Below are 23,068 nucleotides of genomic sequence, written 5' to 3'. Positions count from 1 at the left end.
GAACAGGGATGGCGAAGCGCGCGAGCAGCAAATCCGCGGACGGATCGTCGGGCGGCAGCAAATCGGGAAGCTCCAAATCTTCGAAGGCCAAGGACCAACCTAAGGTCGTCGCCGTCCACAAGTCGGAAGGCCGCGTCGATGCGTTCCGCAAGCTCTCGCAGCGCATCGCGGAGGGCGATCAGGTCGTCCCCCCGGCGATGCTGACCGGGGAGGCGCGACGGAATCACGTCCGCTCGACGCTGAGGGAGGATCACCAGACCCGGATCGAGGAGCGCTCGATGGGTGCGGAGGTAAAGTTCGACAAGCTCGCCAGCTCGCGCTTCAAGTTCTTCCGCGGCACCGCGCTCCTCTTCTACCGCGACATGGTCGGCATCGATTCGAACATGCCTTCCGTCATGGCGCTCGGCGACGTTCATCCGGAGAATTTCGGGATCATGCCTAATTCCGACGGCGCGCCGATCTTTTCCGTCAACGATTTCGACGAAACGATCTATGCCCCCTTCACCTGGGATCTGAAACGCGGCGGAGTCGGCTTCTGGGTCGCGGCGCATGACGTCGCGGGCTTCTCGAAGAAGAAGCGTCGCAAGATCATCGCCCGTTTCGTGAAGGGCTATCTCGATGCGATGGAGAATTACGCGCAATACGCGACGGAGAAGAACGACGATTACCGGATGGACAATTCCCCGAAGGTGATCCGCCGCCTCTTCAAGGAAGCCTACGAGGAGCGCCGCGAGTGGCTCTGGGGCGATTACCTCAAGCCCAACGGGCGCGGTTTCCGAGCCGACGACGAGTTGCAGCCGATCTCGAGCGAGGCGGAAAAGTTCCAGAAGGCCGTCAACGATCTCGCATCCGCGAAGGGGTTCGAGGTTCCCGACCGTGCCGGCGAGTTGAAGGTCAAGGATGTCTGCGTGCGTCATGGCCAGGGGACCGCATCGCTCGGCCTGCCGCGCTATTACGTCCTGATCGAGGGTCCGTCGAAGGACGCGACCGACGACATCATCATCGAGTTCAAGCGCGCGCGCCGCTCCGCGCTCGAGGGTCTGACACCGTCCACGGAGTTCGACGCGGGCTCGAACGCGGAGCGCATCGCCCACGGGCAATCGGTACAGCTCGCCCGCGGCGACATCTTCTACGGCGCGGTGGAGATCGAGGGCACGAGCTTCATGTCGCGCGAGCGGGCGCCTTTCCGCGATGACATCGATCTCGACGAACTCTCCTACGGGACCTGGAAGGAATACGCGGAGGTCTGCGGGGCGGTGCTCGCCCAGGCACATGCGCTCTCGGACGATCTGGGTCAGATCGACTACGACGTCGAGCCGTCGATCGTCGCCGCCGCCTCACCCCGGCCGCTCTTCATCCGCGACATCGTGGGCTTCGTGGAGGAAGCGGCGGACCGGTTGAAGGAGGATCACCGGATGTTCTGCGAGGATCACGAGCTCGATGCCTTCAAGAACATCGACATGGTCTATCGCTAAGCTCGTACCAGCTATCGCGACCTAGCTCGCGCCTCCTTCGAGCATCGCCTCGACGAGGGCGCGGGCGTCCGCGCCGTTCCAGTCGGCATCGCCCATCAGGCGCCCGATCTCCCGGCCCTCCGGGTCGAGGACGAGCGTGACGGGAAGGCCGAGTACGCCCATCTCGCGGGCGAGCGCCTGCGACGGATCGAGCAGGACCGGCAGGGCCTCGATCCCCTCCTCGGCGAAGAACGTCTCGATCCCGTGGACCGTGTTGCGACCCGTTGCGATCGTCACGACCTCGAAATTCTCACCGCTGAATTCCTTCTGCAGCGCATCGAGGGCCGGCATCTCCTCCCGGCAGGGCGCGCACCAGGTCGCCCAGAAGTTAACCAGCACGTGCTTGCCCTCCCAATCCGACAGGACGTGCTCGCCCCCGTCGGGATCGGTGAAGACAGCGGTCGAAACCGGGGCGGGCTCGCTGTGAAGATTCAGCTTGCGCATGTCGCCTTGCCGCAGCGGCTCGAGATCCGGGTCGGCATTTGCGCCGGTCACGAGCGCGAGATAGAGAGCGGCGGCAAAAGCAGATTTCATCGAAGTATCCTCCGGGGGGCAGGCATGGCTGATCAGACTTCCAACGCGATGTGGGGCGGACGGTTCGCCGGCGGGCCCGATGCGATCATGGAGGCGATCAACGCCTCGATCGGTTTCGACCGCCGTCTTGCCGCCCAGGACATCGCGGGCTCGCGCGCCCATGCCGCGATGCTCGCCGCGCAGGGCATCCTCACCGATAAGGATGCCGACGCGATCCGGGAAGGGCTCCTCACCGTGTTGTCAGAGATCGAGGAGGGGAAATTCGAGTTCTCCACCGCGCTAGAGGACATCCACATGAACGTGGAGGCGCGGCTCATCGAGCTCATCGGCGATGCGGGTCGCCGCCTGCATACCGGGCGGTCACGCAACGATCAGGTGGCGACCGACTTCCGTCTCTGGGTGCGCGACCAGTGCGACGCGGCGATGGAGGGCCTCGCCGCACTCCAGCGCGCGCTTCTCGACCAGGCGGAGGCGGGGGCCGACTGGGTCATGCCCGGCTTCACCCATCTCCAGAGCGCGCAGCCCGTCACCTGGGGCCACCACATGATGGCCTATGTGGAGATGTTCGCCCGCGATCATTCCCGCCTGCGCGACGCCCGCGCCAGGATGAACGAATGCCCGCTCGGCGCCGCGGCGCTTGCCGGCACGTCCTTCCCGATCGACCGCGAGATGACCGCCGCGGAGCTGGGCTTCGACCGGCCGTCGGCCAATTCGCTCGACGCCGTGTCCGATCGCGACTTCGCGCTCGAATTCCTCTCCGCCGCATCCATCACCGCCATGCATCTCTCGCGCCTCGCCGAGGAACTGGTGATCTGGTCTTCGGCGCAGTTCCGCTTCGTGGCCTTGTCGGACCGTTTCTCGACCGGTTCCTCGATCATGCCGCAGAAGAAGAACCCCGACGCCGCGGAACTGCTCCGCGCCAAGATCGGCCGCATCTTCGGCGCGCAGGTGGCGCTGCTCACGGTGATGAAGGGGCTGCCGCTCGCCTATTCCAAGGACATGCAAGAGGACAAAGAGCAGGTCTTCGACGCCGCCGACACGCTGATGCTGTCGCTTGCCGCGATGACCGGCATGGTCGGCGACATGAGCGCCAATCGGGAGTCGCTGCGCGCCGCGGCGGGAAGCGGCTTTTCCACCGCGACCGATCTCGCCGACTGGCTCGTGCGCGAGGCGAACCTGCCGTTTCGCGACGCGCACCATGCGACCGGCGCGCTCGTGGCGCTCGCGGAGCGGAAGGGCTGCGACCTCCCCGACCTCTCGCTTGCGGAGATGCAGGAGATCAACTCCGCGATATCCGACGGTGTCTTCGACGTGCTCGGGGTAGACAAGTCCGTGGCGTCGCGTACCTCCTATGGCGGAACCGCGCCGGAGAACGTCCGGGCGCAGATCGCCCGATGGAGGTCGCACCTGGGGTGAAACCGCTTCTCGCAATCCTCGTCTGCCTCGGCCTCGCCGCCTGTGCGGAGACGCGGCCCTACGCCAATGTCGGCGTCGGCGTCGGCGGGGGCGATATCCGGGTCACTCCCAGCCTTACGCTCGGCGGCCGTTACGGCGCCGTGACGGTCTATCGATAGGAAAGCCGCACCCATGCGCATCACCGTCATCCTTCTTTGCCTCGCCGCCCTGGCCGGATGCGGCGCGAACGGCGCGCCGGAGCGGCCCGGGCCAGGCATCGCCGATGGGCCGAACATCGACATCTCCGGGACCGCATCGATCGGCGTCGCGGGCGGATTCTGATGCGCTGGGTGTTCCTGGCCCTCGCGGCCTGGGGGGCGGTCCATCCGATGTGGCACTTCACCCGCTACCTCGCGGAGGGCAATTCCTGGGGCCAGATGATCGGTGCCTGGTACGCCAATGCCTCCGTCACGGGGCTGACCTGGGATCTGACGATCGCCGCGATCTCGTTCACGATCTGGGTTCTCTGGGAGAGCCTGACGACGGGTCACCGCAAGGGGCTCGCCGCGATCCCGGCGACCTTCCTCATCGGGTTGAGCTGCGGGCTGCCGCTCTATCTGTTTCTCCGCTTCTCCCGTTCGGCGCGGGTTTGATCCCGGCGCATGTCGGGCCATACTCCGGGGCAAGATCAGCAAGGAGACCACGATGCGCATCGGCTGCCCCACCGAGACGAAGGCCCAGGAATTCCGCGTCGGAATGACGCCCAATGCCGCCCGCGAGGCCATCGGTCACGGCCACGAGGTCTTGATCCAGACGGGCGCCGGGGACGGCGCGGGCTTCACCGATGCCGATTACGAGACGGCGGGCGCGACGCTCGTGGACGGTGCTGAGGAGATCTTCGCGCGTGCCGACATGGTCGTGAAGGTGAAGGAACCACAGGCGGCGGAGCGCAAGATGCTGCGCGAGGGGCAGATCCTCTTCACCTACCTCCATCTCGCCCCCGATCCCGAGCAGACCCGCGACCTGATGGCCTCGGGTGCGACTTGCATCGCCTACGAGACGGTAACGGATGCACGGGGCGGCCTGCCGCTCCTCGCGCCGATGTCGGAAGTCGCGGGACGGCTCGCCCCTCAGATGGGCGCGTGGACACTACAGAAGGCCAATGGCGGACGCGGGGTCCTTCTGGGCGGCGTGCCGGGCGTGCTGCCGGCCGAGGTCGTGGTGATCGGCGGCGGCGTGGTGGGCACCCATGCGGCGCGGATCGCGGCGGGCATGGGCGCGGAGGTCACGGTGCTTGACCGGTCCCTGCCCCGCCTGCGCCAGATCGACGAGACGTTCGGCGGCCGCCTCCGGACCCGCTACGCCTCCGCGGGAAATACCGCCGAGGAAGTGGCTAAGGCCGACATGGTGATCGGCGCCGTGCTCATTCCCGGCGCGGCCGCGCCGAAACTCGTCACCCGCGACCAGCTCTCGCGCATGAAGCGCGGCGCGGCGATCGTCGACGTGGCGATCGACCAAGGCGGCTGCTTCGAGACCTCCAAGCCCACCACCCACGACGATCCGATCTACGAAGTGGACGGCATCATGCATTACTGCGTGGCCAACATGCCGGGCGCGGTAGCCCGCACCTCCACCCTCGCGCTCGGCAATGCGACGATGCCCTTCCTCATCGCGCTTGCCGACAAGGGCTGGGAAACGGCCTGCCGGGAGGATCCGCATCTGGCCCAGGGCCTCAACGTCCATGCCGGGACGCTGACCTACATCCCCGTGGGCGAGGCGCTCGGTATCGACGCGACGCCCGTGGAGAAAGTGCTCGCCGCATGAGCGAGGCACGTCGCCGGATCCTCGTGACCGGCGGCTCGCGCGGGATCGGGCGGGCCACGGCGCTGCTTTCGGCCCGGCGCGGGTGGCCCGTTGCCCTCGGATACCACAGCGACGTGGCGGCGGCGGAAAGCGTCGTCGAAGAGGTTCGCACAGGCGGCGGCATGGCCCACGCGATCCAAGCGGATGTCGCGCAGGAGGCGGATGTCCTGCACCTCTTCGACGAGGCGGAGACGGCGCTCGGCGGGCTCGACGCCGTCGTCGTCAATGCAGGCATCGTCGCGCCGGGCATGCCGCTCGCCCGGATGGAAGCGGACCGCCTGCGCCGTATGATCGATACCAACCTTGTCGGTGCACTCTTCTGCGCGCGGGAAGCCGCGCGTCGCCTGCCCCGCGGAACCGAGCGGCCGGCGGCGGCGCTGGTCCTCGTCTCCTCCGCCGCTGCGCGGCTGGGCGCGCCCTTCGAATACGTCGATTACGCGGCCACGAAGGGCGCTCTCGACACCCTGACCATCGGCCTCGCCAAGGAACTCGGAGGCGACAACATCCGCGTCAATGCCGTCCGCCCCGGCCTCATCGAGACGGAAATCCATGCAAGCGGCGGCCGGCCTGACCGCGCGCGGGAGCTGGGCTCCGGCGTGCCGCTCGGTCGTGCCGGAACCGCGGAGGAGGTCGCCGAGGCGATCGTCTGGCTTGCGAGCGGGAACGCCTCTTACGCCACGGGCGCGATCCTCGACATCGCGGGCGGCCGTTGAGCTAGCGGAGGCAATCGCTCACGCGGAAGCCCTCGGGAATCGTGTCGCGCCCCTCCAGCAAGAGATCGGCCATCGCCTCCGCCACGCCCGGCGCCATCCCGAAGCCGATCTTGAACCCCCCGTTGGCCACGAAATGCCCCTCCCGCCCCGGCCAGGGTCCGAGGATCGGCGCGCGGGTCCGCGCCCGGGGCCGGAGCCCCGCCCAGCGCTCTAGCACCGCGGCTCCGCGCAGTTCCGGCACGAGCGCCCGCGCCCGCGCGATCACGTCATCTAGCCCAGCATCCGTCGTCGTCGGATCGTCGTAGAGACGCTCCGTCGTCGATCCCACGGCCACCGTGCCGTCGGCATGGGGCACGATGTGGATCCCGTCCGCGAAAAGCTGCGGCGCGTCGCGCGCATCGTACGCGAGGAGTGCGGCCTGTCCCTTGATCGGCTGACCCACGGGTTGGTCGAAGGTCGCCGAGAGTTCCACCAGCCCCGCCGCGCCGGTGGCCCAAAGGATCGCACCACGATCTGGCGCCTCCGCCATGACATCGACGCTCCGGGACGCGAGCGCCGCGACGAGGCAGGCCACCGCCCGGCGGGGATGGATCCGCGCGCTCAGCGTATCGCGGACGTACTGCCCGGTCGGGCTCTCGGGAGCCCAGGTGTCCTCCGCCTGCACGACCTCCCAGGATGCCCGGCCCTCCCAGAGCGTCGCGGCGGAGACCGCGCGCTCCCGGGCCCGGTCGAGACCGGCTTCGTCGCCGATGGGCTGCAGACGCCCGCATCTAGCATAGCCCGCGGGCACGCCGCCCGCTGCCTCCGCCTCCCGCCAGAAACCCTCCGCCGCGAGGAGGCTGTCGAACTGGAACGCCTTCTTCGCGTTCCACCCCTCCGGCACGTGCGGGGCGAGCGCGCCGACGATCCCGCCCGATGCGCTGGCTCCGGGCCCAAACGGATCGGCAACGACCACGCGGGCGCCGCGGCACGCGCAGGCCCAGGCGATGGAGAGGCCGAAAATCCCCGCCCCGCGCACCGTCACGTCGACCATTGCATCCCTCCCGCTCCGTCGCCAAAAGCGCAGGGCGGAGGGGTACTCGCCATGCACGACCTTGACCAGAGCGCGCTCGACTGGCGCGACGGCGTTCCGGTCTCCCGCCGCTTCGGCGATCCCTATTACTCGCTCGAGGATGGCGCAGCTGAGACCACCCACGTTTTCCTCGACGGCAACGACCTGCCCGCCCGTTTCCGTTCGGGCTTCCATATCGCCGAATTGGGCTTCGGCACCGGCCTCAATGCCCTCGTCGCCTGGCGGGCCTGGCGGCAAGCCGGGCTTTCCGGGCCGCTGCGCTTCACGAGCTTCGAGGCCTATCCGCTCGGCCGAACGGAGATGGAACAGGCGCTTGCCGCCTTTCCCGCCCTCTCCCCCGAAGCGGAAGAGCTCCTTGCGAAGTGGTCCGGGCCGGGCTGCCTGACGCTCGACGGGCTGACGCTCGAGGTGATCGCGGGCGATGCGCGCACCACGCTTCCACGCTGGGACGGATCGGCCGATGCCTGGTTCCTTGACGGGTTCGCCCCGGCGCGAAACCCCGAGCTCTGGTCGGACGCCCTTATGGCGGAGGTCGCAGGCCGCACCGCGCCAGGCGGAACGGCGTCGAGCTACACCGCCGCGGGCCACGTGCGCCGCGCGCTCGACGCGGCCGGGTTCGATGTCGACCGCGTGCCGGGCTACGGCCGCAAGCGCCACATGATCCGGGCACATCGCCGATGACCGAGCAGAACGTACGGCTCGGCATCCTGCTGATGATCCTGACGAGCGCGATCTTCTCGCTGCAGGACGCGATCTCGCGCCATCTCGCGGCCGAGTACAACATCCTGATGATCGTGATGATCCGCTACTGGTTCTTCGCGGCGTTCGTCATCACCGTGGCGAGCCGGAAGGCCGGCGGATGGCGGGCGGCGGCGCGCACCGCGCAACCGGGCGTGCAGATGGCCCGCGGTCTGTGCCTCGCGCTCGAAATCTGCGTCATGGTTGCGAGCTTCGTCGTCCTGGGCCTCGTCGAATCACACGCCGTCTTCGCCTGCTACCCGCTCCTCGTCGCTGCCCTTTCCGGCCCGATACTGGGCGAGCGGGTCGGCTGGCGGCGCTGGACGGCGATCGCGATCGGGTTCGTCGGCATCCTCGTGATCCTGCAGCCCGGCCGCGGCGTCTTCTCCGCCTCCGCCCTGATCCCGCTCGCCTCGGCGGCGCTCTTCGCGCTCTACGGGTTGCTCACCCGCTACGTGTCACGGCGCGATTCGAGCGCGACGAGCTTCTTCTGGACAGGTTGCGTCGGGGCGGTCGCGCTCACGCCGCCAGGCCTTTGGATGTGGCAGCCGCTGCACGGGGCTGACATCGCCTGGATGGGCATACTGTGCGTCCTCGCGGCGCTCGGGCATTACTGCCTGATCCGCTGCTACGAGGTGGCGGAGGCCTCCGCGGTGCAACCCTTCGCCTATCTTCAGCTCGTCTTCGCCTCCGCGGTGGGCGTGGCCGTCTTCGGGGAGAGGATCACACCCGCGACAGCACTCGGGGCGGCCATCGTGACGAGCGCCGGCATCTTCACGCTCCTGCGCGCACGACGGCGCATCCCAGTCGGTCGCTAGACGTTCAGGGCTTGTAGCGGCGCAGCGTGTCGCCCCAGGAGATCTTCGGCTCGAGAACGATGCGCTGCCCCCCCTCGCTCTCTTCACCCTTGGCCCGGCGCGCGACGATCCCGGCGGCGTCACGCCCGATCTGCCGCCGCTCCGTGTCCATCGTGGCGAGTTTGCGGGGCAGGCCCTGCAAAAGCTCCACGCCGTTGAAGCCGGCAAGCCCCAACCGACCGGGAATCTCGATGCCCTTCTCGAGGCAGTAGAGCAATCCGCCCGCCCCGATCATGTCGTTGGAATAATAGAGGAAGTCGATGTCGGGCGACCGTTCGAGGATGGCCTGCGTCATCTCCCGGCCCTTGGCGAGGGCGGAGCCGCCGGAATAGAATTCCTGGTCCAGAACCTCGAGCCCGGCTTTGGCCAGCGTCTCCGTAAAACCCTCGAAGCGCTTCCTCGCGCGGTGGTCGAGCGGCATCTGCGTGCCGAGAAAGCCGATCTGTTCGAAGCCCTGCTTGATGATCGCCTCCGCCATCCGCCGTCCTGCGGCGCGGTGGGAGATACCCACCACGGCATCGACAGGCTCCCCGTCGGTATCCATGATCTCAACGACCGGGATATCGGCGGAGCGGAGCATCGACCGGCTCGCCTCCGAATGCTCGATCCCCGCGATGATGATGCCCGAGGGTCGCCAGGAGAGCATCTCGTAGAGCACCCGCTCCTCCCGTTCGGGGAGGTAGTTCGTCACGCCGACGACGGGCTGCAGGTCGGTATCGTCGAGCACTTCCGTGATCCCGCTCAGAACTTCCGGGAACACCATGTTCGAGAGGGACGGGATGATGACGGCCACGAGGTTGACACGGGAGGACGCCAGCGCGCCCGCGATCTTGTTCGGCACGTATCCGAGCTCCTTTGCGGCCTGAAGAACCTTGTCGCGCGTCGCCTCGCTGACGTCGCCGCGATTGCGCAGGACGCGGCTCACCGTCATCTCGCTCACCCCCGATGCTTCCGAAACGTCGCGAAGCGTCATCGGTCGGCGGGGAGGAATCTTGCGGATGTCGGTCATGGGCGCCTTCTGTCGCGTGGCGACACATAATCGGAAAAATTCGCCCCCGCCAAGCCCATGGACGCGATTGCCGATTGATCTCGCCCCGCGCAGCCGTCCGGCATAGGATGCGCCCATGCCCGCCCTCTGCCGCGATTGCCTGACCCCCTTCGATGCCGGGACACGCTGTCCCGCCTGCCGCTCGCCGCGCGTCCTGGCGCATCCCGAGCTCTGGGATCTGTCGATCGCCCACATGGATTGTGACGCCTTCTACGCGAGCGTGGAGAAGCGCGACGATCCGTCGCTCCGCGACCGACCGGTCATCGTCGGCGGCGGACGGCGGGGCGTCGTGACCACGGCCTGCTACATTGCGCGGATCAAGGGGGTACGCTCCGCCATGCCGATGTTCCAGGCGCTGAAGCTCTGCCCCGAGGCGGTGATCGTGAAGCCCCGCTTCGAGATCTATGCCGCGGTCAGCCGCGAGGTCCGCGCCCTGATGAATGAGCTCACCCCCGTGGTCGAACCGCTGAGCCTCGACGAGGCGTTCCTCGATCTCGGCGGCACGGCGCGGCTGCACGGCGCGCCGCCCGCGCTGATGCTGGCCCGCCTCGTGAAGCGGATGCAGGAGGAGATCGGGATCGCCGGATCCATCGGTCTCTCGCACAACAAGTTCCTGGCCAAGATCGCCTCCGATCTCGACAAGCCGCGCGGCTTCGCGGTGATCGGCCGGGCAGAAACGCAGACCTTCCTGACCGACAAGCCCGTAAGCCTGATCTGGGGCGTGGGCCAGGTGACGCGCGACGCGCTCGAACGGGCGGGGATCCGGACCTTCGCGGATCTGCTGCGTTGGGACCAGCGCGACCTCGCCGCGCGATTCGGCGGCATGGGCGAGCGGCTCTGGCACCTCGCCCGTGGGCAAGACCGACGCCGCGTCTCCGCCAACGCGCCCGTGAAGGGCATCTCGAACGAGACCACCTTCTCCGACGACCTGAGCGATCCCGACCTCATCGACGGCCATATCTGGCGGCTCGCGGAAAAGGTCGCGGATCGTGCCAAGGCCAAGGACATTGCCGGACGCGTCGTGGGCCTGAAGCTCAAGCGTGCGAATCACACCCTCCTGTCACGCCGCCTCACCCTGCGCGAGCCCACGCAGATCGCGGATCGCATCTATCGCACGGCACGCGCGCTCTACGATCCGGTGGCTGGCGAGGCACCGTTTCGCCTTCTGGGCGTCGCGCTTTCCGATCTCTGTCCCGCGACGATGGCCGACATTTCGGGCGACCTGCTCGATCCGGGCGCCGCGACGCGGGCCCGTGCCGAACGCGCGGCCGACGCGATCCGCGCGCGTTTCGGCCACGACGCGATTCTCAAGGGTCGCGCGCTGCGCTGAACGCTATTCCGCGGCGAGGGCGGTATCTGCGGGCCGACCGATCCGCGTGATTTCCGCCAGGACCCGGGTCAGCGTCGCCTTGACCTGCGCGTATCCCGAATGCGGCTCGATCGTGGCCTCGTTCATGTAAAGCGAACGGTCGATTTCTACCTGCACGACGTGACGGCCGCGCGCCGGTCGGCCGTAATGCTGCGTGATGAACGCCCCCGCGAAGGGCGCATTGCGCGAGACGATCATGCCCTCCGCCTCGAATGCACGCTCGACCGCATCGACGAGGTCCGGATCGGCCGCGGCCCCGTAGCGGTCGCCCAGGACCACGTTCGGCCGCCGCCCGCCAACCGACACACCGTCGAGCGCCTCGTGCGGCATCGAATGGCAATCGATGAGTACGGCTTGACCGAAGGCGTCATGGCTCTCCTCGATCAGGCGGTGGAGCGTTGCGTGATAGGGCTGCCAAACTTGGCGGATCCGACGCTGCGCGGTCACGAGGTCGAGCTTACCACGATAGATCGCCCGCCCCCCGGACACGACGCGCGGAACGACACCGAGGCCCGACGCCACGCGTGGATTGTGCGGCCCGCGCCCGAGTCCGTCGAACAGCGCGGGATCGAGTTCGTCCGAGGCGCGGTTGAGGTCGAGCCAGGCACGGGGCAGCCGCGCCGTCAGGATCGGCGCGCCCTCCGCGGGTGCCGCGCCGAAAAGATCATCGACAAACGCATCTTCCGACGAACGCAGGGCCAGGGGCGAAAGGACGCTGCGCGACAAAAGTTCGTTGGGATAGAGCCGACCCGAATGCGGCGATGCGAAAATCACGGAGGTCGTTATCCGCTGCGGTACGCGAAGATCGAACGCTCGTTCCAAATTTCGAAGTCCCTTCGGCGCCAGTCCCCAGCGATATACGCTTCCTACATGGCGCGCCGAAACCCCTTGAACAGGTGGGACAAGCCTTTTATAGACCGCCCACCGGCGCGGGCCCGTCCCGCGGAGCGTCCCTCGGGGCGTGCCGGACGAGGCGGATGACGGGCGATTAGCTCAGCGGTAGAGCACTTCGTTGACATCGAAGGGGTCACTGGTTCGATCCCAGTATCGCCCACCACCGCCGCCGCGTTTCACCGTCGGACCTTACGGTCCGGCAAATCGACACAAGGCGCGAGCCCCGCGCCGCGACATATGGGAGAAAGCGATGAAGGTCCGCAACTCGCTTCGTTCGCTGAAGACCCGCCACCGCGATTGCCGCGTGGTGCGCCGCAAGGGCCGCATCTACGTGATCAACAAGACGCAGCGCCGCTACAAGGCCCGCCAGGGCTGAGTTCTGCGCCAGTAGTGCCGGGAAGGGCCGTCCGCATCCTGCGCGACGGCCTTTTGCTTTGCGCGCAGGCGATCTACTGGGTCACCGAATCAGTCAGGAGCCGCCGGGCCGTTCCCGCATCGAGATAGCCGGTGACCGGTACTCCGAGCCCCTCCTGATACCGCCTGAGCGCATCTCGCGTTTCCGCGTCGAACGTGCCGTCGACCGCTCCGGGGGCGAGATCGAGCGCGACCAGTCGATCCTCCACGGCACGCCGGGTGAGCGGCGTCAGCCCGAGCTCCGCCTCCGCCGCAGCCGCGTCGCTATCGCCCGGAGGGGCATTGGAGGCGAGGCGGAGCGCCGCGAGTTCCTGGCGCACCCGATTGGCATAGCGACCGCGCGGATAGGCGTTCGCATAGGCCTCGTAGGCGGCGATCGTTCCGGCATCCCGCGCGGCTTGCCACATGTCTTGTTCTTCCTTGGACATGCCGTCTGTATCGATCCGCGCGTCCCGCAGATCGCTCAACCGTTCCCGCGCCTTCGCTGCATAGCGGCCTTGCGGATAGCGTTCGAGAAAGGCCTCGAGCCCGTCGATATCGCGGCCCTCGCCGGTCTCCCGCCAATAGGCGGCTTCTTCCTGACGCTCCGCTTCGAGGCGCCCCTGCTCCTCCGCCTCGAGGTCAGCCGCACGGCTGGCGGATTGCGCCTCGAGCGTCGCGATCTGGTCCGAATCGAGAAAGCCCGTCGGAGGAAGGTCGTTGGCGCTTTGCCATGACCGGATGGCGGTTCGCGTGCCCGGCCCGAAAATTCCGTCGACACCGCCAGTCCCGTCGCCCAGCAGAACGAGGTTGCGCTGCACCGCGCGACGGGCCGCCGGATCGAGGCCGAGCGCCGCCTCCCGCAGGCGCGGCCCGTCCGCGGTGTCGGCGAGCGCCGCAAGACGGGCCTGGGCTTCCCTGGCATGAGGGCCGTCGCCATAGCGGTCGAGATAGGCCCGATAACCCGCGGCGTCGTCCTGCACTTCGGTAAGGCGCCAGAACGCCTCTTCGATCTCGTCCGCAGTCGGATCGCCGTCGGTCAGATCGTCCGCAGACACGGTCGGCTCGGTATCGTCGGAAATATCGCCTTGCGCCGTCCCGGCGCGAATCCGCTGCGCAAGCGCGCTTCCAGGGCGAAGCACTTCGGGCATTAGCGCTGCAATCCTCTCCGGCGCGCCGCGAATCACGGTGACGTCCGCTGGAATGTCGAGCATCGCGATCCCGCCCATCAGGCCCGGCGCGATTTCTTCCGCCTCCCCCTGCGGGCTGGCGAGGAACAGAACGCCCTGACTTGCGCCACCGCTCAGGAAATCCAGCACCTCCGAGACAGGAACGCCGCCTCGGACCGCACCCCAGACGTCGCCGACCTCGGCACCCTGCGCGAGAAGGTATGTCTCGCGTCCGGTGCGAACGAACTTTCCGGCCAGGATGACGAGCCGCGTCTCGAGCTCGGCGGGCTTTTCCGCGAACCGGCCGAGAGCCTCGGTGATTGCGGGGCGGGTGGCGTCCTCGACGACCTCGAGATCGACATCGCTCCCGGCGAATGCGGAGGCCGCGGCGACGATTGCGTCCACGCCGTCGATCTGCGATCCGTCCGCATAGGTTCCATTGGCGACGACGAGGGCCGCGCTCGCCGCGAGGGCCTGTGTTCCCACCATCCCAAGCACGAACCCGCATAAAATCGCCAGCATCCGCATCGCTTTCCTCCCCCTCGTCCGGACCACGCACCTTATGATCGGCGCAGTGGCGGTGGAGCAAGGTGCCTATTGGCCAGAATCCGGGATTGTGAGCGGCGGTTGGCAGGGCATCGCCGAGCCTTGAGCGTCGAAACGCAAAGGGGGCGGTGGATGCCCACCGCCCCCGTCTTCCGAAGATGACTTGCGTCTTAGTTCAGGTTGTAGACCAGCGACAGGCCGAAGATGTTGTCGGTGGACTTTTCGCTGCCTACCGGATCGGTGTGGTACTCGGTCCGGATGCTCGCGCGGAGGGCCAGCGCATCGGCCATAGCGACGTTCGCGCCGAGATCGTTGTACAGCACCGTGTCGTCCGAGGACGAGATGATGTCGGTGTCGTTGGTCACGAAGACCATCTCGTTGATCCGCTGGTAGTAGTTCGAAGACAGCGCGAAGGCGGCCTCGTTTACGTCCTCGCCTTCACCGTCGAGCAGGTCACCGTCGGTGAGCGCGCTGCCGATGTCGTTGAAATCAGCGAAGCGGTAGCCCGGACCGGCCTGAACCGACCATTGCGTGTCGGCGGTGTTCACGAAGCGGTAGCCGACACCGAAGCCGAGGAAGACGTCGTTGCGGCGCTCGAGGTCGCTGTCGAGCTCGATCGGGTTGCCGTCGATGTCGAAGTACTGCTCGCCCTCGTCCTCGTCACCCGTGTAGGAACCCTGCAGCTTGGCGAAACCGTAGAGTACCGGGGTGAAGTCGCGGGTGTACTGGAAGTCGTAGAGAAGGTTGTCGTCGGTCGTGTTCGTGTTGCCGAAACGATCCTCGGACTCGCCGTAGATGTAGGACAGCGACAGCTCGTAGCCGTTGGCCCCGTCGTAATAGCCAAAGTTCGCGCCGATGCCGGCGTCGATCGACTCGTCGTTGCCGTTCGCGGTCGTGGCGCGAAGAGCGATCGACCCATCGAAGCCAAGCTCACGGCCCTCGTTGCCGAAGCGGTCGATGTCGCGCTCGAAATCGTCCTCGATGTCATCGGCGAGATCGTCGTTACGCTGCTCGACAGCGCTCTCGCCGAGGCCGGTTCCGGTGCCGGAGAAAGCGTTCTGGGCCTGCGCGGTCGCCGCGACGAAGGACGAGATGACGGCAAGGGCGAAAATGTTGGAGGGTTTGATCTGCATGGGATATCCTTAGCTCACGCGCGGCAACAAGCACCACGTTCGCGGGCTGAAATGACGCGAAGCCGGCGTCGGGTAAACGCTTATTAATCTTATTGTCATCCGGTTTTCGCATCGTTGTGCAATGTGCAACACCGGTGAAACCGCGAAGAAGATTATGTCAAGAAAATCAAGGGGGCGACAACACCGCACACGTGGTGCGGGAATTAATTTCGGCTGAAACCTTGAAATTCTACTGAGATACCATTGGATCCCAGTTCACGGGAACGCGATTGCGGATTGAAGTATCCGTTCTCGTTCGACTCAGGCACAGTCCGTTTCGCCCAGGGTCGCGGCCCTAGTAGCGGCTTGGATCGGCCCGCACTCGTCCTTTCGAAAGCCATCACACGGCACCGTTTGCGCGCCTGCGCCAAACCGGCTAGCTGCAAGGCGTACAAGGAGGACGTGATGGGTGAAGTCGTTCTGGTCCGTCACGGACAGGCCAACTCGCATGCGGATAACGAGGACGATTACGATCGCCTCAGCCCGCTGGGACATATCCAGGCGGAATGGCTGGGCGAATGGTTGCGGGAGCGCGACGGGGCGTTCGACCTCGTGCTCTCCGGCTCCATGCGGCGGCATCGCGAGACTGCGGCGGCGATGGGCGTCGTGCCCGAGATCGATCCGCGCTTGAACGAGATGGATTACTTCGCGCTCGGTCGCGCGCTCGAGGAAAGCCACGGCATCCCGGTCCCCGACGCGGACGGCTTTCCCGATCACGCCCCCCTCGTCATGCAGGCTTGGCACGACGCGGAAATACTCGGGGCGGAAACCTTTGCGGCGTTCGAGGCCCGTATCACCGCCGCCCTCGTAGAAGCTGCGGCGGAAGGGCGGCGGGTGCTTTGCATCACCTCGGGCGGTGTGATCGGCATGGTCGTCCGTCACGTATTGGCACTCGACCCGAAGCGTTTCGCCCAGATCCTCCTGCCGATCCGCAACGCGTCGATCCATCGCTTCCACGTGCGGGGGGAAACCATCCTGCTCGCGGGGTTCAACGCCACGCCGCATCTCGAACGCGACGACCGAAGCCACGCGCTCACGCATTACTGAAAAGAGGCGTCACTCGCCCTTGTCGGGCCGGATCGTCGCGATGATCTCTGCAACCTTGAAGCCGAACTTGCGGAACTGGCTGCGGTTGATGATCGTGCCGCCTTGCGTGAGGTACATCCAGTCGATCACGTCGAGCGTATGGCCGCCCGCATCCTTCGGGAGCACGATGCGGTAGGACAGGCGGATCGTCGGCCCTACGATCGTTCCGCTCCCCGACCCCACGACATCGTCGGCATCGGCCCGGAAACGCCCGCCCTCACGAAGCGTGAAACGCCACGAGCGGGATTGTTGCCCGCCACCGTCGAACCGGAACTCCTCCGCGATCACACCATGCCCGTCCGTCCAGGTCCCGAGGATGCGGGCGCGGAACCGCGCGCTCATCCGTCCGGTCGGACCGAAGATCATGCCATCGCTGACGAGCTTGCCGGTCAGGTGTTCGCGGAGGTCGAAATCGGGCGCCATCCCCTCGTATTCGTGCGGCTGTTGCGCCCGGAACGTCGCGAAACGCCAACGCAGGATGACTAGGCCGCCAGTGGCCAGGACGAGCACGGTGATGTAGAGGAACGCGTCCACGCCCGCCCCCGAGGATTGTACCAACCCGGGCGACGACCAAGAAGTTTACGAGCGCCCGTGCCAGCACAGCGCTCCGCACCCGCACTTGTTCCGCAATCCGCAGGCGCTTCGACGCATCGTCATCCGCGGGGTGCCGACGGGATCAGGGGGCGGAATGTCCCAGCCGCTCCAGCACCTCGCGCATGACCGCAATCTCGGCCTCCTGTAAGGCGATGATCGTCCGCGCGAGCGCTTCCACTTCTGGATCGTCGATCTGCGGCAGGAGCGCTTCGCCCATGTCGACCGCACTCCGGTGATGGGGGATCATCATCAGGAGAATGTCGGCATCGGCGTCGCCCGTGGGCTTGATCGCGTGCATCTCCGCCATCATGCGATCCATGGCATCGGCAACCTCGTCGCTCTCCGATGTCGCATGCATTCGTGCGTGATCTTCCGCCCCCATCTGCATCGTCCCGTCCCCTTGAGCGAACGAAGCGAACGGGGTCACGAAGGACAGGCACGCGACGAGGGTCGCGAAGACGGGCGGGAATATCATGGTCGCCCTTTCGTTGGCGCGGGTTGGGGGCCTCCGCGCCGGCATCGACGGCGCGGAGGAACCGTTAGAGCGGCATCGTCGTGCCGGTGAGCACGTTGACGATCATCCAAAGGCCCATCGCCACCATGACGAGGTTCTCCGTCAGCGAGATGAAGCCCAGCGGTACGTTCGAGCCACCGCCGACGCAGGCGCATTTGAGATCTCGCTTCTCGACATAGACGGCCTTGATCACGCTTACGGCCCCGATCGTTCCGATGAAGAGGCTGACCGGCGCAACGAGCCAGATCAGCGCGGAGCCGGTCCCGATCAGCGCGGCCATGCCGATACCGGCGAAGAGCTCGAGGAACGGATAGGCATAGCCGTAAGGCACGTAGCGCTGCGCGAGCAGGTCGTAGCCCAGAAACCCGCTCACGAAGCCGCCGACATCCTGCAGCTTCTGGACCGCGAGCGCGACCATGGAGGTGGCGAAGAACCACATCAGCCAGACGAGGATCGGGAAACCGTCGTAGAGGTTGATGACGATCGCCGCGGCGAGGAGCGCCATCGACCCGAAGATCGCGATCACGGGGGCATAGGTCGTATCGTCCTTGCCGAGTACGCGGTAGCCGAACCGCGCCTTGAGATCGGTGAAGCCACCGACCCGCTCGCCGTCGATCCAGGTCTGCGGGGTGGTCTTCACGCCGTGCGCATCACGGAACGCATCGACCTCCTCCCGCGTGGTGAGGAGGTTGTCGTCGACGCGGTAGCCCTTCCATTCGAGCAGCGCCTTGGATTTCAGCCCGAACGGGCAGAGATGTCCCGGCATCGCCATCCGGTAGAGCGAGGCGGTCTTGCCTTCGCCGAGGCTCGCGTTTCGTGCGGCGTCGGGGCCGTCGATATCTGTCGTGGTCATGTCCAAATCTCCCGCTTTTATGCGATTGAGATGGCGCGCGTGGCGTCATGCCCCGGAAATATACCCCTTGGGGGTATAATCAAGGGCGGGGCGACCCCAAATCTGGAAAAGCACGGAGGCCCGCATGAAACAGGACAAGCAGAAGACGCTCGATCGCCTCGCGCGCCTCGAAGGTCAGGTGCGGGGCGTCTCGCGCATGGTGGAGGAGGATCGGTACTGCGTCGACATCCTCGCCCAGACCGCAGCCATCCGCTCCGCCCTGAAAGCCGTTGAGCGTCTGGTCCTGGAGAACCACGCGCGCCATTGCGTGGAGGAGGCGATCAGCGAGGGACCCGACGCGCAGCGGGAGAAATTCAGCGAACTCATCGCGCTTCTCCAGAAGGCGCAGGGCTGAACGCCACCGGATCGTCGCCTCCAAAACGCGAATGGCCCGCCACCATCAGGTGACGGGCCATCCGTGAAAGGTCCGGTGGACGAGGCCACCGGTCCCGACGCCGTTTTGGCGTCTTACATCATGCCGCCCATGCCGCCCATGTCGGGCATGCCGCCACCGGCGCCAGCGCCTTCCTTCTGCGGCTTGTCGGCGATCATGGCTTCCGTCGTGATCAGGAGGCTCGCGATCGACGCCGCATCCTGCAACGCGTGACGGACGACCTTGGCCGGGTCGATGACGCCGAACTTGAACATGTCGCCATATTCTTCGGTCTGCGCGTTGAACCCGAAGGTCTTGTCCTGGCTCTCGCGGATCTTGCCCGCGACGACCGAGCCGTCCATGCCGGAGTTCTCGGCGATCTGGCGCAGCGGGGCCTCGAGGGCCTTGCGCACGATCGCGATACCGACGTTCTGGTCGGAATTGGCGCCTTCGAGACCGTCGAGGGCCTTGCCGGCCTGCACGAGGGCCACGCCGCCACCGACGACCACGCCTTCCTGAACGGCCGCACGGGTCGCGTTGAGCGCGTCATCGACGCGGTCCTTGCGCTCCTTGACCTCGACTTCGGTCATGCCGCCGACGCGGATGACGGCGACGCCGCCCGCGAGCTTCGCAACACGCTCCTGCAGCTTCTCACGGTCGTAGTCGGAGGTCGTTTCCTCGATCTGCGTGCGGATCTGGGAGACGCGCGCTTCGATCTCGGCCTTCTCGCCGGCACCGTCGACGATCGTCGTCTCGTCCTTGGTGATCGAGACCTTCTTGGCGGAGCCGAGCATGTCCACGGTCACGTTCTCGAGCTTCATGCCAAGATCTTCCGAGATCACCTGGCCGCCCGTCAGGATCGCGATGTCCTGCAGCATGGCCTTGCGGCGATCACCGAAGCCCGGCGCCTTGACGGCGGCGATCTTCAGGCCACCGCGCAGCTTGTTGACCACGAGCGTGGCGAGCGCCTCGCCTTCCACGTCCTCGGCGATGATGAGGAGCGGCTTCTGGCTCTGGATGACCGACTCGAGGAGCGGCACCATCGGCTGCAGCGACGAGAGCTTCTTCTCGTGCAGCAGGATCATGCAATCGTCGAGATCGGCGATCATCTTGTCGGGGTTCGTCACGAAGTAGGGGGAGAGGTAGCCGCGGTCGAACTGCATGCCCTCGACGACGTCGGTCTCGGTCTCGAGGCCCTTATTCTCCTCGACGGTGATGACGCCCTCGTTGCCGACCTTCTGCATCGCGTCGGCGATCTGACGGCCGATCTCGGCCTCGCCGTTCGCGGAGATGGTGCCGACCTGCGCGACCTCGTCGGAATTTTCGACCTTGCGGGACGCGGCGCGGATGGCTTCGACGACCTTCGCGGTGGCGAGGTCGATGCCGCGCTTCAGGTCCATCGGGTTCATGCCGGCGGCGACGGACTTCAGGCCGTCCTTGACGATGGCCTGGGCCAGGACCGTGGCGGTGGTGGTGCCGTCACCGGCCTCGTCGTTGGTGCGCTGGGCCACTTCCTTGACCATTTGCGCGCCCATGTTCTCGAACTTGTCCTCGAGCTCGATCTCCTTGGCGACCGACACACCGTCCTTGGTGATGCGGGGCGCGCCGAAGCTCTTGTCGATGACCACGTTGCGGCCCTTCGGGCCCAGCGTCACCTTGACCGCGTCGGCCAGGATGTTGACGCCGCGCAGCATCTTGTCGCGCGCGTTCGTGTCGAATTTGACGTCTTTGGCAGCCATGTTGGTATGCTCCTCGTCAGTGTTTCAATGCGTCTCGGAAAGGGGCGCGGATCAGGCGGCCTTCGCGGCGGCGTCGTCCGTGATGATGCCGAGGATGTCGGATTCCTTCATGATCAGCAGCTCTTCGCCGTCGACCGTGACCTCGGTGCCGGACCACTTGCCGAAGAGGACCTTGTCACCGGCCGAGACACCCATCGGGATGAGTTCGCCGGAATCCTTGCGGGCGCCTTCGCCGCAGGAAATGATGACGCCTTCCGCGGGCTTTTCCTTCGCGCTGTCGGGGATGATCAGACCGCCCTTGGTCTTCTCGTCGGATTCGACACGGCGGACCAGCACACGGTCATGCAGCGGGGTGAATGCCATCTCTGAACGCTCCTTGCTTCAAGTTTCGATCTCGGTTCTGGCACTCACCCTCGGGGAGTGCCAACAGAAGGTCACTTAGGAAAGCTGCGACACCGTGTCAACGAGGTCGGAAAGCGAAATATGCATGGCGAGGCGATTTCGGGACCCGTGATCCCGCGGACCGGCGATCAACCGCCGATGGCGTCGATCTCGTGGCCACCCGCACGGGCTGCGGCCTGCCAATCGCCGGGCTCCGATCCGGACGGCGTCGTTCCGTCCGCAAGGTCGAGCTGCAGGATTCCGTCGATCTCCGCGACGAGCGCGAGCTTGCGTTCAGCGGAGAGATCCTTCGACTTGAGGCAGTTCTGGATCTCGACCATGACCTTCGGCAGCGCCAGGTCGTCGCGGAGCGCGGCACCGATCGCCGCGCGAAACTTCGCCTCTTCCGCCGCACCCGCCTCCGTTCCCGGCGCACCCTCATCGCGGATCGCCGTCATCCGCAGCCGGAGCCGCCGCAAGGCCGTGGCGGCGTCCTCCAGCAGCTTCCAGGAGAACTTCATCCGCTTGCGGTAATGCGTGCGGAAGCAAAGCAGCCGGAATGCCAGCGGATCGACGCCCGCCCCTTCCAGCGTGAAGAGCGTGGTGAAGTCGCCAGAGGATTTCGACATCCGGTTGCCGTCGGTCGCCTCCAGGAACTCTCCGTGCATCCAGTACTGGACGAAGGGGCTTTCGCCCGTTGCGCATTCGCTCTGCGCGATCTCGTTGGAATGGTGGATCGCGATATGGTCGATCCCGCCGGTATGGATGTCGATCCGGTCGCCGAGATAGCGCCGCGCCATCGCGGAGCACTCGATGTGCCAGCCGGGAAATCCCTCGCCCCAGGGAGAGGGCCATTCCATCTGCCGCCGCGTCCCCTCCGGCGAGAACTTCCAGAGCGCGAAATCTGTCGGATTGCGCTTGCCGCCGGCATCGACGCGGTGACCGGCCTCGAACCCCGCGCGGGACGCGCCGGCGAGCCGCCCGTACTCCTCCATCCGCGACGTGTCGAAATAGATGCCGTCGCCGGTGCGATAGGTATAGCCCTTCGCTTCCAGCGCCTCGATCATCGCGATCTGCTCCGAGATGTGACCCGTCGCGCGGCAAAGGACGGTGGGCGCGGCGATGTTCAGCATCCGGCATTGCGCGATGAACGATGCCTCGTAGCGCGCCGCGATATCCCAGGCGGTCAGCCCCTCACGCGCGGCACCCACCTCCATCTTGTCCTCGCCCTCGTCGCCGTCCGAGACGAGGTGCCCGACATCGGTGATGTTCATCACGTGGCGCACGGGCAGGCCCGAGGCCTCAAGCACCCGCTTCAGGGTATCGACGAAGACGTAGGTCCTAAGATTGCCAAGATGCGCGTGGTGATAGACGGTAGGACCACAGGAATAGAGCGTGACCGTCTCGCCCAAGGGCGCGAAGGGGCGGACCGCCCGCGCCATCGTGTCGTGAAGCTTGATCTCGGGATGGGACACGCGGCGCACCGGTTTGCTGGGGAGGTCGGATCGTGTGCCTCCTAGCAATGCCGGCGTTGCGTCACAAGGAGGCTCCCTGTCCGGCCGCGGCGCGACCGGCCTCCGTCAGGTCGTAGACACCCCGCGCGACACGGGAAAACCACCCGTAATGATCGTCCGCCATGAGCCGTGTCGCCTGCGCGACGCCCGTGGCCCGCGCCACCTCCGCCCCGCGCGATGGCCCCGCCACACCGAGATGCCGCGCACAGGAGAGCGCGTCCTGCCTGTAGGCGGTGACGAGACCCCGACGCGTCCCCCCACCGACATTCGGATCCCCTTCGAGCCGCGCGAATTCGCGCAGGAGCCGTCCGGCCCGCCGCCCGTTGCGGCGCGGCACGAAGGGGCCGGGGTCGCAATGCACCGTGACGTGCCCGTCGCGGAGCCTCACGGTGACATAGCCCAGCCCGAGCCTGCGGCAGAGCCCAACCCGCGACCGGCGCGTGCGCGCCCCGTCCTCCGGCACGGCGAGATAGACCGCGTCCGACACCGATTGCCGCGCAATCCCCTGATAGACCAGCGCGAGGGAGAACGCGCGCTTCAGCTCGACCATCACCGGCGGCTCGTCCGCGCGGAGCGCCATGACGTCGACGCCGCCGATCTCGCCCTTCACGGTGTAGCCCTGCGCCTCGAGGAACGCCTTGACGGGGGCGTAGAGATCCGTTTCCCGCATGACCACCTTTCGTGCTTGACTGGTCGAA

26 protein-coding genes and 1 tRNA gene are annotated in these 23,068 nt (G+C 66.7%); 14 read left to right on the top strand and 13 right to left on the bottom strand.

Annotated features, from left to right (window positions below; translation table 11 throughout):
- Window positions 1–8 precede the first annotated feature (8 nt).
- Window positions 9–1,475 carry a DUF2252 domain-containing protein gene (locus tag LX81_RS09800; RefSeq protein WP_111537134.1) on the top strand — a complete coding sequence of 489 codons (1,467 nt, stop codon included), beginning with the start codon at window positions 9–11 and terminating at the stop codon, window positions 1,473–1,475.
- 21 nt (window positions 1,476–1,496) lie between these two features.
- Here LX81_RS09800 and LX81_RS09795 read toward each other — a convergent pair whose 3' ends face one another.
- On the bottom strand, window positions 1,497–2,048 hold the full coding sequence (locus LX81_RS09795; RefSeq protein ID WP_111537133.1) for a TlpA family protein disulfide reductase: 552 nt from the start codon (window positions 2,046–2,048) through the stop codon (window positions 1,497–1,499).
- A 24-nt stretch (window positions 2,049–2,072) separates the two neighbouring features.
- On the opposite strand from LX81_RS09795, the gene argH reads away from it, so the two are divergent.
- From argH to LX81_RS09765, 6 genes are read left to right on the top strand one after another with little or no spacing between them, the layout of a single operon-like run.
- Complete coding sequence (gene argH, locus LX81_RS09790) at window positions 2,073–3,464, top strand: argininosuccinate lyase (RefSeq protein WP_111537132.1); 1,392 nt, start codon at window positions 2,073–2,075, stop codon at window positions 3,462–3,464.
- Window positions 3,443–3,622: a hypothetical protein gene (locus LX81_RS09785; RefSeq protein ID WP_111537131.1), complete on the top strand. Its 180-nt coding sequence runs from the start codon at window positions 3,443–3,445 to the stop codon at window positions 3,620–3,622. The genes argH and LX81_RS09785 overlap by 22 nt, the downstream gene beginning before the upstream one ends.
- Before the next feature lie 13 nt (window positions 3,623–3,635).
- The gene (locus LX81_RS09780; RefSeq protein WP_111537130.1) at window positions 3,636–3,785 is read left to right on the top strand and encodes an argininosuccinate lyase; all 150 of its coding nucleotides are present in this window, start codon (window positions 3,636–3,638) and stop codon (window positions 3,783–3,785) included.
- Window positions 3,785–4,096 (top strand): DUF2834 domain-containing protein, encoded by a 312-nt coding sequence (locus LX81_RS09775; protein ID WP_111537129.1) that lies wholly within the window; start codon window positions 3,785–3,787, stop codon window positions 4,094–4,096. The genes LX81_RS09780 and LX81_RS09775 overlap by 1 nt, the downstream gene beginning before the upstream one ends.
- A 52-nt stretch (window positions 4,097–4,148) precedes the next feature.
- Complete coding sequence (gene ald / locus LX81_RS09770) at window positions 4,149–5,267, top strand: alanine dehydrogenase (protein WP_111537128.1); 1,119 nt, start codon at window positions 4,149–4,151, stop codon at window positions 5,265–5,267.
- Window positions 5,264–6,019, top strand: a complete 756-nt coding sequence (locus tag LX81_RS09765) for an SDR family oxidoreductase (RefSeq protein WP_111537127.1) — start codon at window positions 5,264–5,266, stop codon at window positions 6,017–6,019. The genes ald and LX81_RS09765 overlap by 4 nt, the downstream gene beginning before the upstream one ends.
- Before the next feature lies 1 nt (window position 6,020).
- Here the strand turns inward: LX81_RS09765 and LX81_RS09760 are convergent, their stop codons facing one another.
- Window positions 6,021–7,052: an NAD(P)/FAD-dependent oxidoreductase gene (locus LX81_RS09760; RefSeq protein WP_111537126.1), complete on the bottom strand. Its 1,032-nt coding sequence runs from the start codon at window positions 7,050–7,052 to the stop codon at window positions 6,021–6,023.
- Window positions 7,053–7,103: 51 nt separating this feature from the next.
- Between LX81_RS09760 and mnmC2 the strand changes: the two genes are divergently transcribed.
- The gene (gene mnmC2 / locus LX81_RS09755; protein ID WP_111537125.1) at window positions 7,104–7,772 is read left to right on the top strand and encodes a tRNA (5-methylaminomethyl-2-thiouridine)(34)-methyltransferase MnmC2; all 669 of its coding nucleotides are present in this window, start codon (window positions 7,104–7,106) and stop codon (window positions 7,770–7,772) included.
- Complete coding sequence (locus tag LX81_RS09750; RefSeq protein ID WP_111537124.1) at window positions 7,769–8,647, top strand: DMT family transporter; 879 nt, start codon at window positions 7,769–7,771, stop codon at window positions 8,645–8,647. The genes mnmC2 and LX81_RS09750 overlap by 4 nt, the downstream gene beginning before the upstream one ends.
- A gap of 4 nt (window positions 8,648–8,651) precedes the next feature.
- Here LX81_RS09750 and LX81_RS09745 read toward each other — a convergent pair whose 3' ends face one another.
- Window positions 8,652–9,695, bottom strand: coding sequence for a LacI family DNA-binding transcriptional regulator (locus LX81_RS09745; protein WP_111537123.1), 1,044 nt, complete (start codon window positions 9,693–9,695; stop codon window positions 8,652–8,654).
- Between the two features lie 115 nt (window positions 9,696–9,810).
- Between LX81_RS09745 and LX81_RS09740 the strand changes: the two genes are divergently transcribed.
- On the top strand, window positions 9,811–11,064 hold the full coding sequence (locus tag LX81_RS09740) for a DNA polymerase IV (RefSeq protein WP_111537122.1): 1,254 nt from the start codon (window positions 9,811–9,813) through the stop codon (window positions 11,062–11,064).
- A 3-nt stretch (window positions 11,065–11,067) separates the two neighbouring features.
- Here LX81_RS09740 and LX81_RS09735 read toward each other — a convergent pair whose 3' ends face one another.
- A complete protein-coding gene (locus LX81_RS09735; RefSeq protein ID WP_234822553.1) occupies window positions 11,068–11,877 on the bottom strand; it encodes an N-formylglutamate amidohydrolase in 810 nt (269 codons plus the stop codon).
- Between the two features lie 208 nt (window positions 11,878–12,085).
- On the opposite strand from LX81_RS09735, the gene LX81_RS09730 reads away from it, so the two are divergent.
- Window positions 12,086–12,160 (top strand) — tRNA-Val (locus LX81_RS09730).
- Window positions 12,161–12,247: 87 nt separating this feature from the next.
- The gene (gene ykgO / locus LX81_RS09725; protein ID WP_111537120.1) at window positions 12,248–12,373 is read left to right on the top strand and encodes a type B 50S ribosomal protein L36; all 126 of its coding nucleotides are present in this window, start codon (window positions 12,248–12,250) and stop codon (window positions 12,371–12,373) included.
- A gap of 73 nt (window positions 12,374–12,446) precedes the next feature.
- Here the strand turns inward: ykgO and LX81_RS09720 are convergent, their stop codons facing one another.
- Window positions 12,447–14,087: a peptidoglycan-binding domain-containing protein gene (locus LX81_RS09720; RefSeq protein ID WP_111537119.1), complete on the bottom strand. Its 1,641-nt coding sequence runs from the start codon at window positions 14,085–14,087 to the stop codon at window positions 12,447–12,449.
- A 188-nt stretch (window positions 14,088–14,275) separates the two neighbouring features.
- Window positions 14,276–15,238: a DUF481 domain-containing protein gene (locus LX81_RS09715; protein ID WP_111537118.1), complete on the bottom strand. Its 963-nt coding sequence runs from the start codon at window positions 15,236–15,238 to the stop codon at window positions 14,276–14,278.
- A 444-nt stretch (window positions 15,239–15,682) separates the two neighbouring features.
- Here LX81_RS09715 and LX81_RS09710 point away from each other — a divergent pair, with 444 nt between their 5' ends.
- Window positions 15,683–16,324: a histidine phosphatase family protein gene (locus tag LX81_RS09710; protein ID WP_111537117.1), complete on the top strand. Its 642-nt coding sequence runs from the start codon at window positions 15,683–15,685 to the stop codon at window positions 16,322–16,324.
- Window positions 16,325–16,333: 9 nt separating this feature from the next.
- Here the strand turns inward: LX81_RS09710 and LX81_RS09705 are convergent, their stop codons facing one another.
- From LX81_RS09705 to LX81_RS09695, 3 genes are all read right to left on the bottom strand, one after another.
- The gene (locus LX81_RS09705; protein WP_111537116.1) at window positions 16,334–16,897 is read right to left on the bottom strand and encodes a DUF3833 family protein; all 564 of its coding nucleotides are present in this window, start codon (window positions 16,895–16,897) and stop codon (window positions 16,334–16,336) included.
- A 142-nt stretch (window positions 16,898–17,039) separates the two neighbouring features.
- Entirely contained in the window at window positions 17,040–17,432 is a 393-nt protein-coding gene (locus LX81_RS09700; RefSeq protein ID WP_170133907.1) for a DUF305 domain-containing protein, read from the bottom strand.
- 64 nt (window positions 17,433–17,496) lie between these two features.
- Complete coding sequence (locus LX81_RS09695) at window positions 17,497–18,324, bottom strand: MauE/DoxX family redox-associated membrane protein (RefSeq protein ID WP_111537114.1); 828 nt, start codon at window positions 18,322–18,324, stop codon at window positions 17,497–17,499.
- Between the two features lie 124 nt (window positions 18,325–18,448).
- On the opposite strand from LX81_RS09695, the gene LX81_RS09690 reads away from it, so the two are divergent.
- Entirely contained in the window at window positions 18,449–18,718 is a 270-nt protein-coding gene (locus LX81_RS09690; RefSeq protein ID WP_111537113.1) for a metal-sensitive transcriptional regulator, read from the top strand.
- 113 nt (window positions 18,719–18,831) lie between these two features.
- Here LX81_RS09690 and groL read toward each other — a convergent pair whose 3' ends face one another.
- The 4 genes from groL to LX81_RS09670 all read right to left on the bottom strand — a co-directional run bounded on the left by groL (window position 18,832) and on the right by LX81_RS09670 (window position 23,040).
- The gene (gene groL, locus LX81_RS09685) at window positions 18,832–20,475 is read right to left on the bottom strand and encodes a chaperonin GroEL (RefSeq protein ID WP_111537112.1); all 1,644 of its coding nucleotides are present in this window, start codon (window positions 20,473–20,475) and stop codon (window positions 18,832–18,834) included.
- 51 nt (window positions 20,476–20,526) lie between these two features.
- Complete coding sequence (locus LX81_RS09680) at window positions 20,527–20,838, bottom strand: co-chaperone GroES (RefSeq protein ID WP_111537111.1); 312 nt, start codon at window positions 20,836–20,838, stop codon at window positions 20,527–20,529.
- Between the two features lie 167 nt (window positions 20,839–21,005).
- Window positions 21,006–22,331 carry a cysteine--tRNA ligase gene (gene cysS / locus LX81_RS09675; RefSeq protein WP_211322743.1) on the bottom strand — a complete coding sequence of 442 codons (1,326 nt, stop codon included), beginning with the start codon at window positions 22,329–22,331 and terminating at the stop codon, window positions 21,006–21,008.
- Between the two features lie 61 nt (window positions 22,332–22,392).
- Window positions 22,393–23,040, bottom strand: coding sequence for a DUF2161 domain-containing phosphodiesterase (locus LX81_RS09670; RefSeq protein WP_111537110.1), 648 nt, complete (start codon window positions 23,038–23,040; stop codon window positions 22,393–22,395).
- Between the last annotated feature and the right edge of the window lie 28 nt (window positions 23,041–23,068).

This window comes from Palleronia aestuarii (assembly GCF_003253995.1).
In the GTDB taxonomy this organism is placed as follows: Bacteria; Pseudomonadota; Alphaproteobacteria; order Rhodobacterales; family Rhodobacteraceae; genus Palleronia; species Palleronia aestuarii.
The sequence above is the reverse complement of the archived record's forward strand: the minus strand, read 5'-3'. Positions and strand labels throughout refer to the sequence as shown.

Coding starts and splice junctions, on each gene's coding strand:
- LX81_RS09715 (WP_111537118.1), bottom strand. CDS start 15,238: ATGCAGATCAAACCCTCCAACATTTTCGCCCTTGCCGTCATCTCGTCC.
- LX81_RS09680 (WP_111537111.1), bottom strand. CDS start 20,838: ATGGCATTCACCCCGCTGCATGACCGTGTGCTGGTCCGCCGTGTCGAA.
- LX81_RS09740 (WP_111537122.1), top strand. CDS start 9,811: ATGCCCGCCCTCTGCCGCGATTGCCTGACCCCCTTCGATGCCGGGACA.
- LX81_RS09745 (WP_111537123.1), bottom strand. CDS start 9,695: ATGACCGACATCCGCAAGATTCCTCCCCGCCGACCGATGACGCTTCGC.
- LX81_RS09710 (WP_111537117.1), top strand. CDS start 15,683: ATGGGTGAAGTCGTTCTGGTCCGTCACGGACAGGCCAACTCGCATGCG.
- groL (WP_111537112.1), bottom strand. CDS start 20,475: ATGGCTGCCAAAGACGTCAAATTCGACACGAACGCGCGCGACAAGATG.
- LX81_RS09795 (WP_111537133.1), bottom strand. CDS start 2,048: ATGAAATCTGCTTTTGCCGCCGCTCTCTATCTCGCGCTCGTGACCGGC.
- LX81_RS09720 (WP_111537119.1), bottom strand. CDS start 14,087: ATGCGGATGCTGGCGATTTTATGCGGGTTCGTGCTTGGGATGGTGGGA.
- ald (WP_111537128.1), top strand. CDS start 4,149: ATGCGCATCGGCTGCCCCACCGAGACGAAGGCCCAGGAATTCCGCGTC.
- mnmC2 (WP_111537125.1), top strand. CDS start 7,104: ATGCACGACCTTGACCAGAGCGCGCTCGACTGGCGCGACGGCGTTCCG.
- LX81_RS09765 (WP_111537127.1), top strand. CDS start 5,264: ATGAGCGAGGCACGTCGCCGGATCCTCGTGACCGGCGGCTCGCGCGGG.
- argH (WP_111537132.1), top strand. CDS start 2,073: ATGGCTGATCAGACTTCCAACGCGATGTGGGGCGGACGGTTCGCCGGC.
- LX81_RS09785 (WP_111537131.1), top strand. CDS start 3,443: ATGGAGGTCGCACCTGGGGTGAAACCGCTTCTCGCAATCCTCGTCTGC.
- LX81_RS09695 (WP_111537114.1), bottom strand. CDS start 18,324: ATGACCACGACAGATATCGACGGCCCCGACGCCGCACGAAACGCGAGC.
- ykgO (WP_111537120.1), top strand. CDS start 12,248: ATGAAGGTCCGCAACTCGCTTCGTTCGCTGAAGACCCGCCACCGCGAT.
- LX81_RS09700 (WP_170133907.1), bottom strand. CDS start 17,432: ATGATATTCCCGCCCGTCTTCGCGACCCTCGTCGCGTGCCTGTCCTTC.
- LX81_RS09690 (WP_111537113.1), top strand. CDS start 18,449: ATGAAACAGGACAAGCAGAAGACGCTCGATCGCCTCGCGCGCCTCGAA.
- LX81_RS09750 (WP_111537124.1), top strand. CDS start 7,769: ATGACCGAGCAGAACGTACGGCTCGGCATCCTGCTGATGATCCTGACG.
- LX81_RS09775 (WP_111537129.1), top strand. CDS start 3,785: ATGCGCTGGGTGTTCCTGGCCCTCGCGGCCTGGGGGGCGGTCCATCCG.
- LX81_RS09780 (WP_111537130.1), top strand. CDS start 3,636: ATGCGCATCACCGTCATCCTTCTTTGCCTCGCCGCCCTGGCCGGATGC.
- LX81_RS09800 (WP_111537134.1), top strand. CDS start 9: ATGGCGAAGCGCGCGAGCAGCAAATCCGCGGACGGATCGTCGGGCGGC.
- LX81_RS09760 (WP_111537126.1), bottom strand. CDS start 7,052: ATGGTCGACGTGACGGTGCGCGGGGCGGGGATTTTCGGCCTCTCCATC.
- LX81_RS09670 (WP_111537110.1), bottom strand. CDS start 23,040: ATGCGGGAAACGGATCTCTACGCCCCCGTCAAGGCGTTCCTCGAGGCG.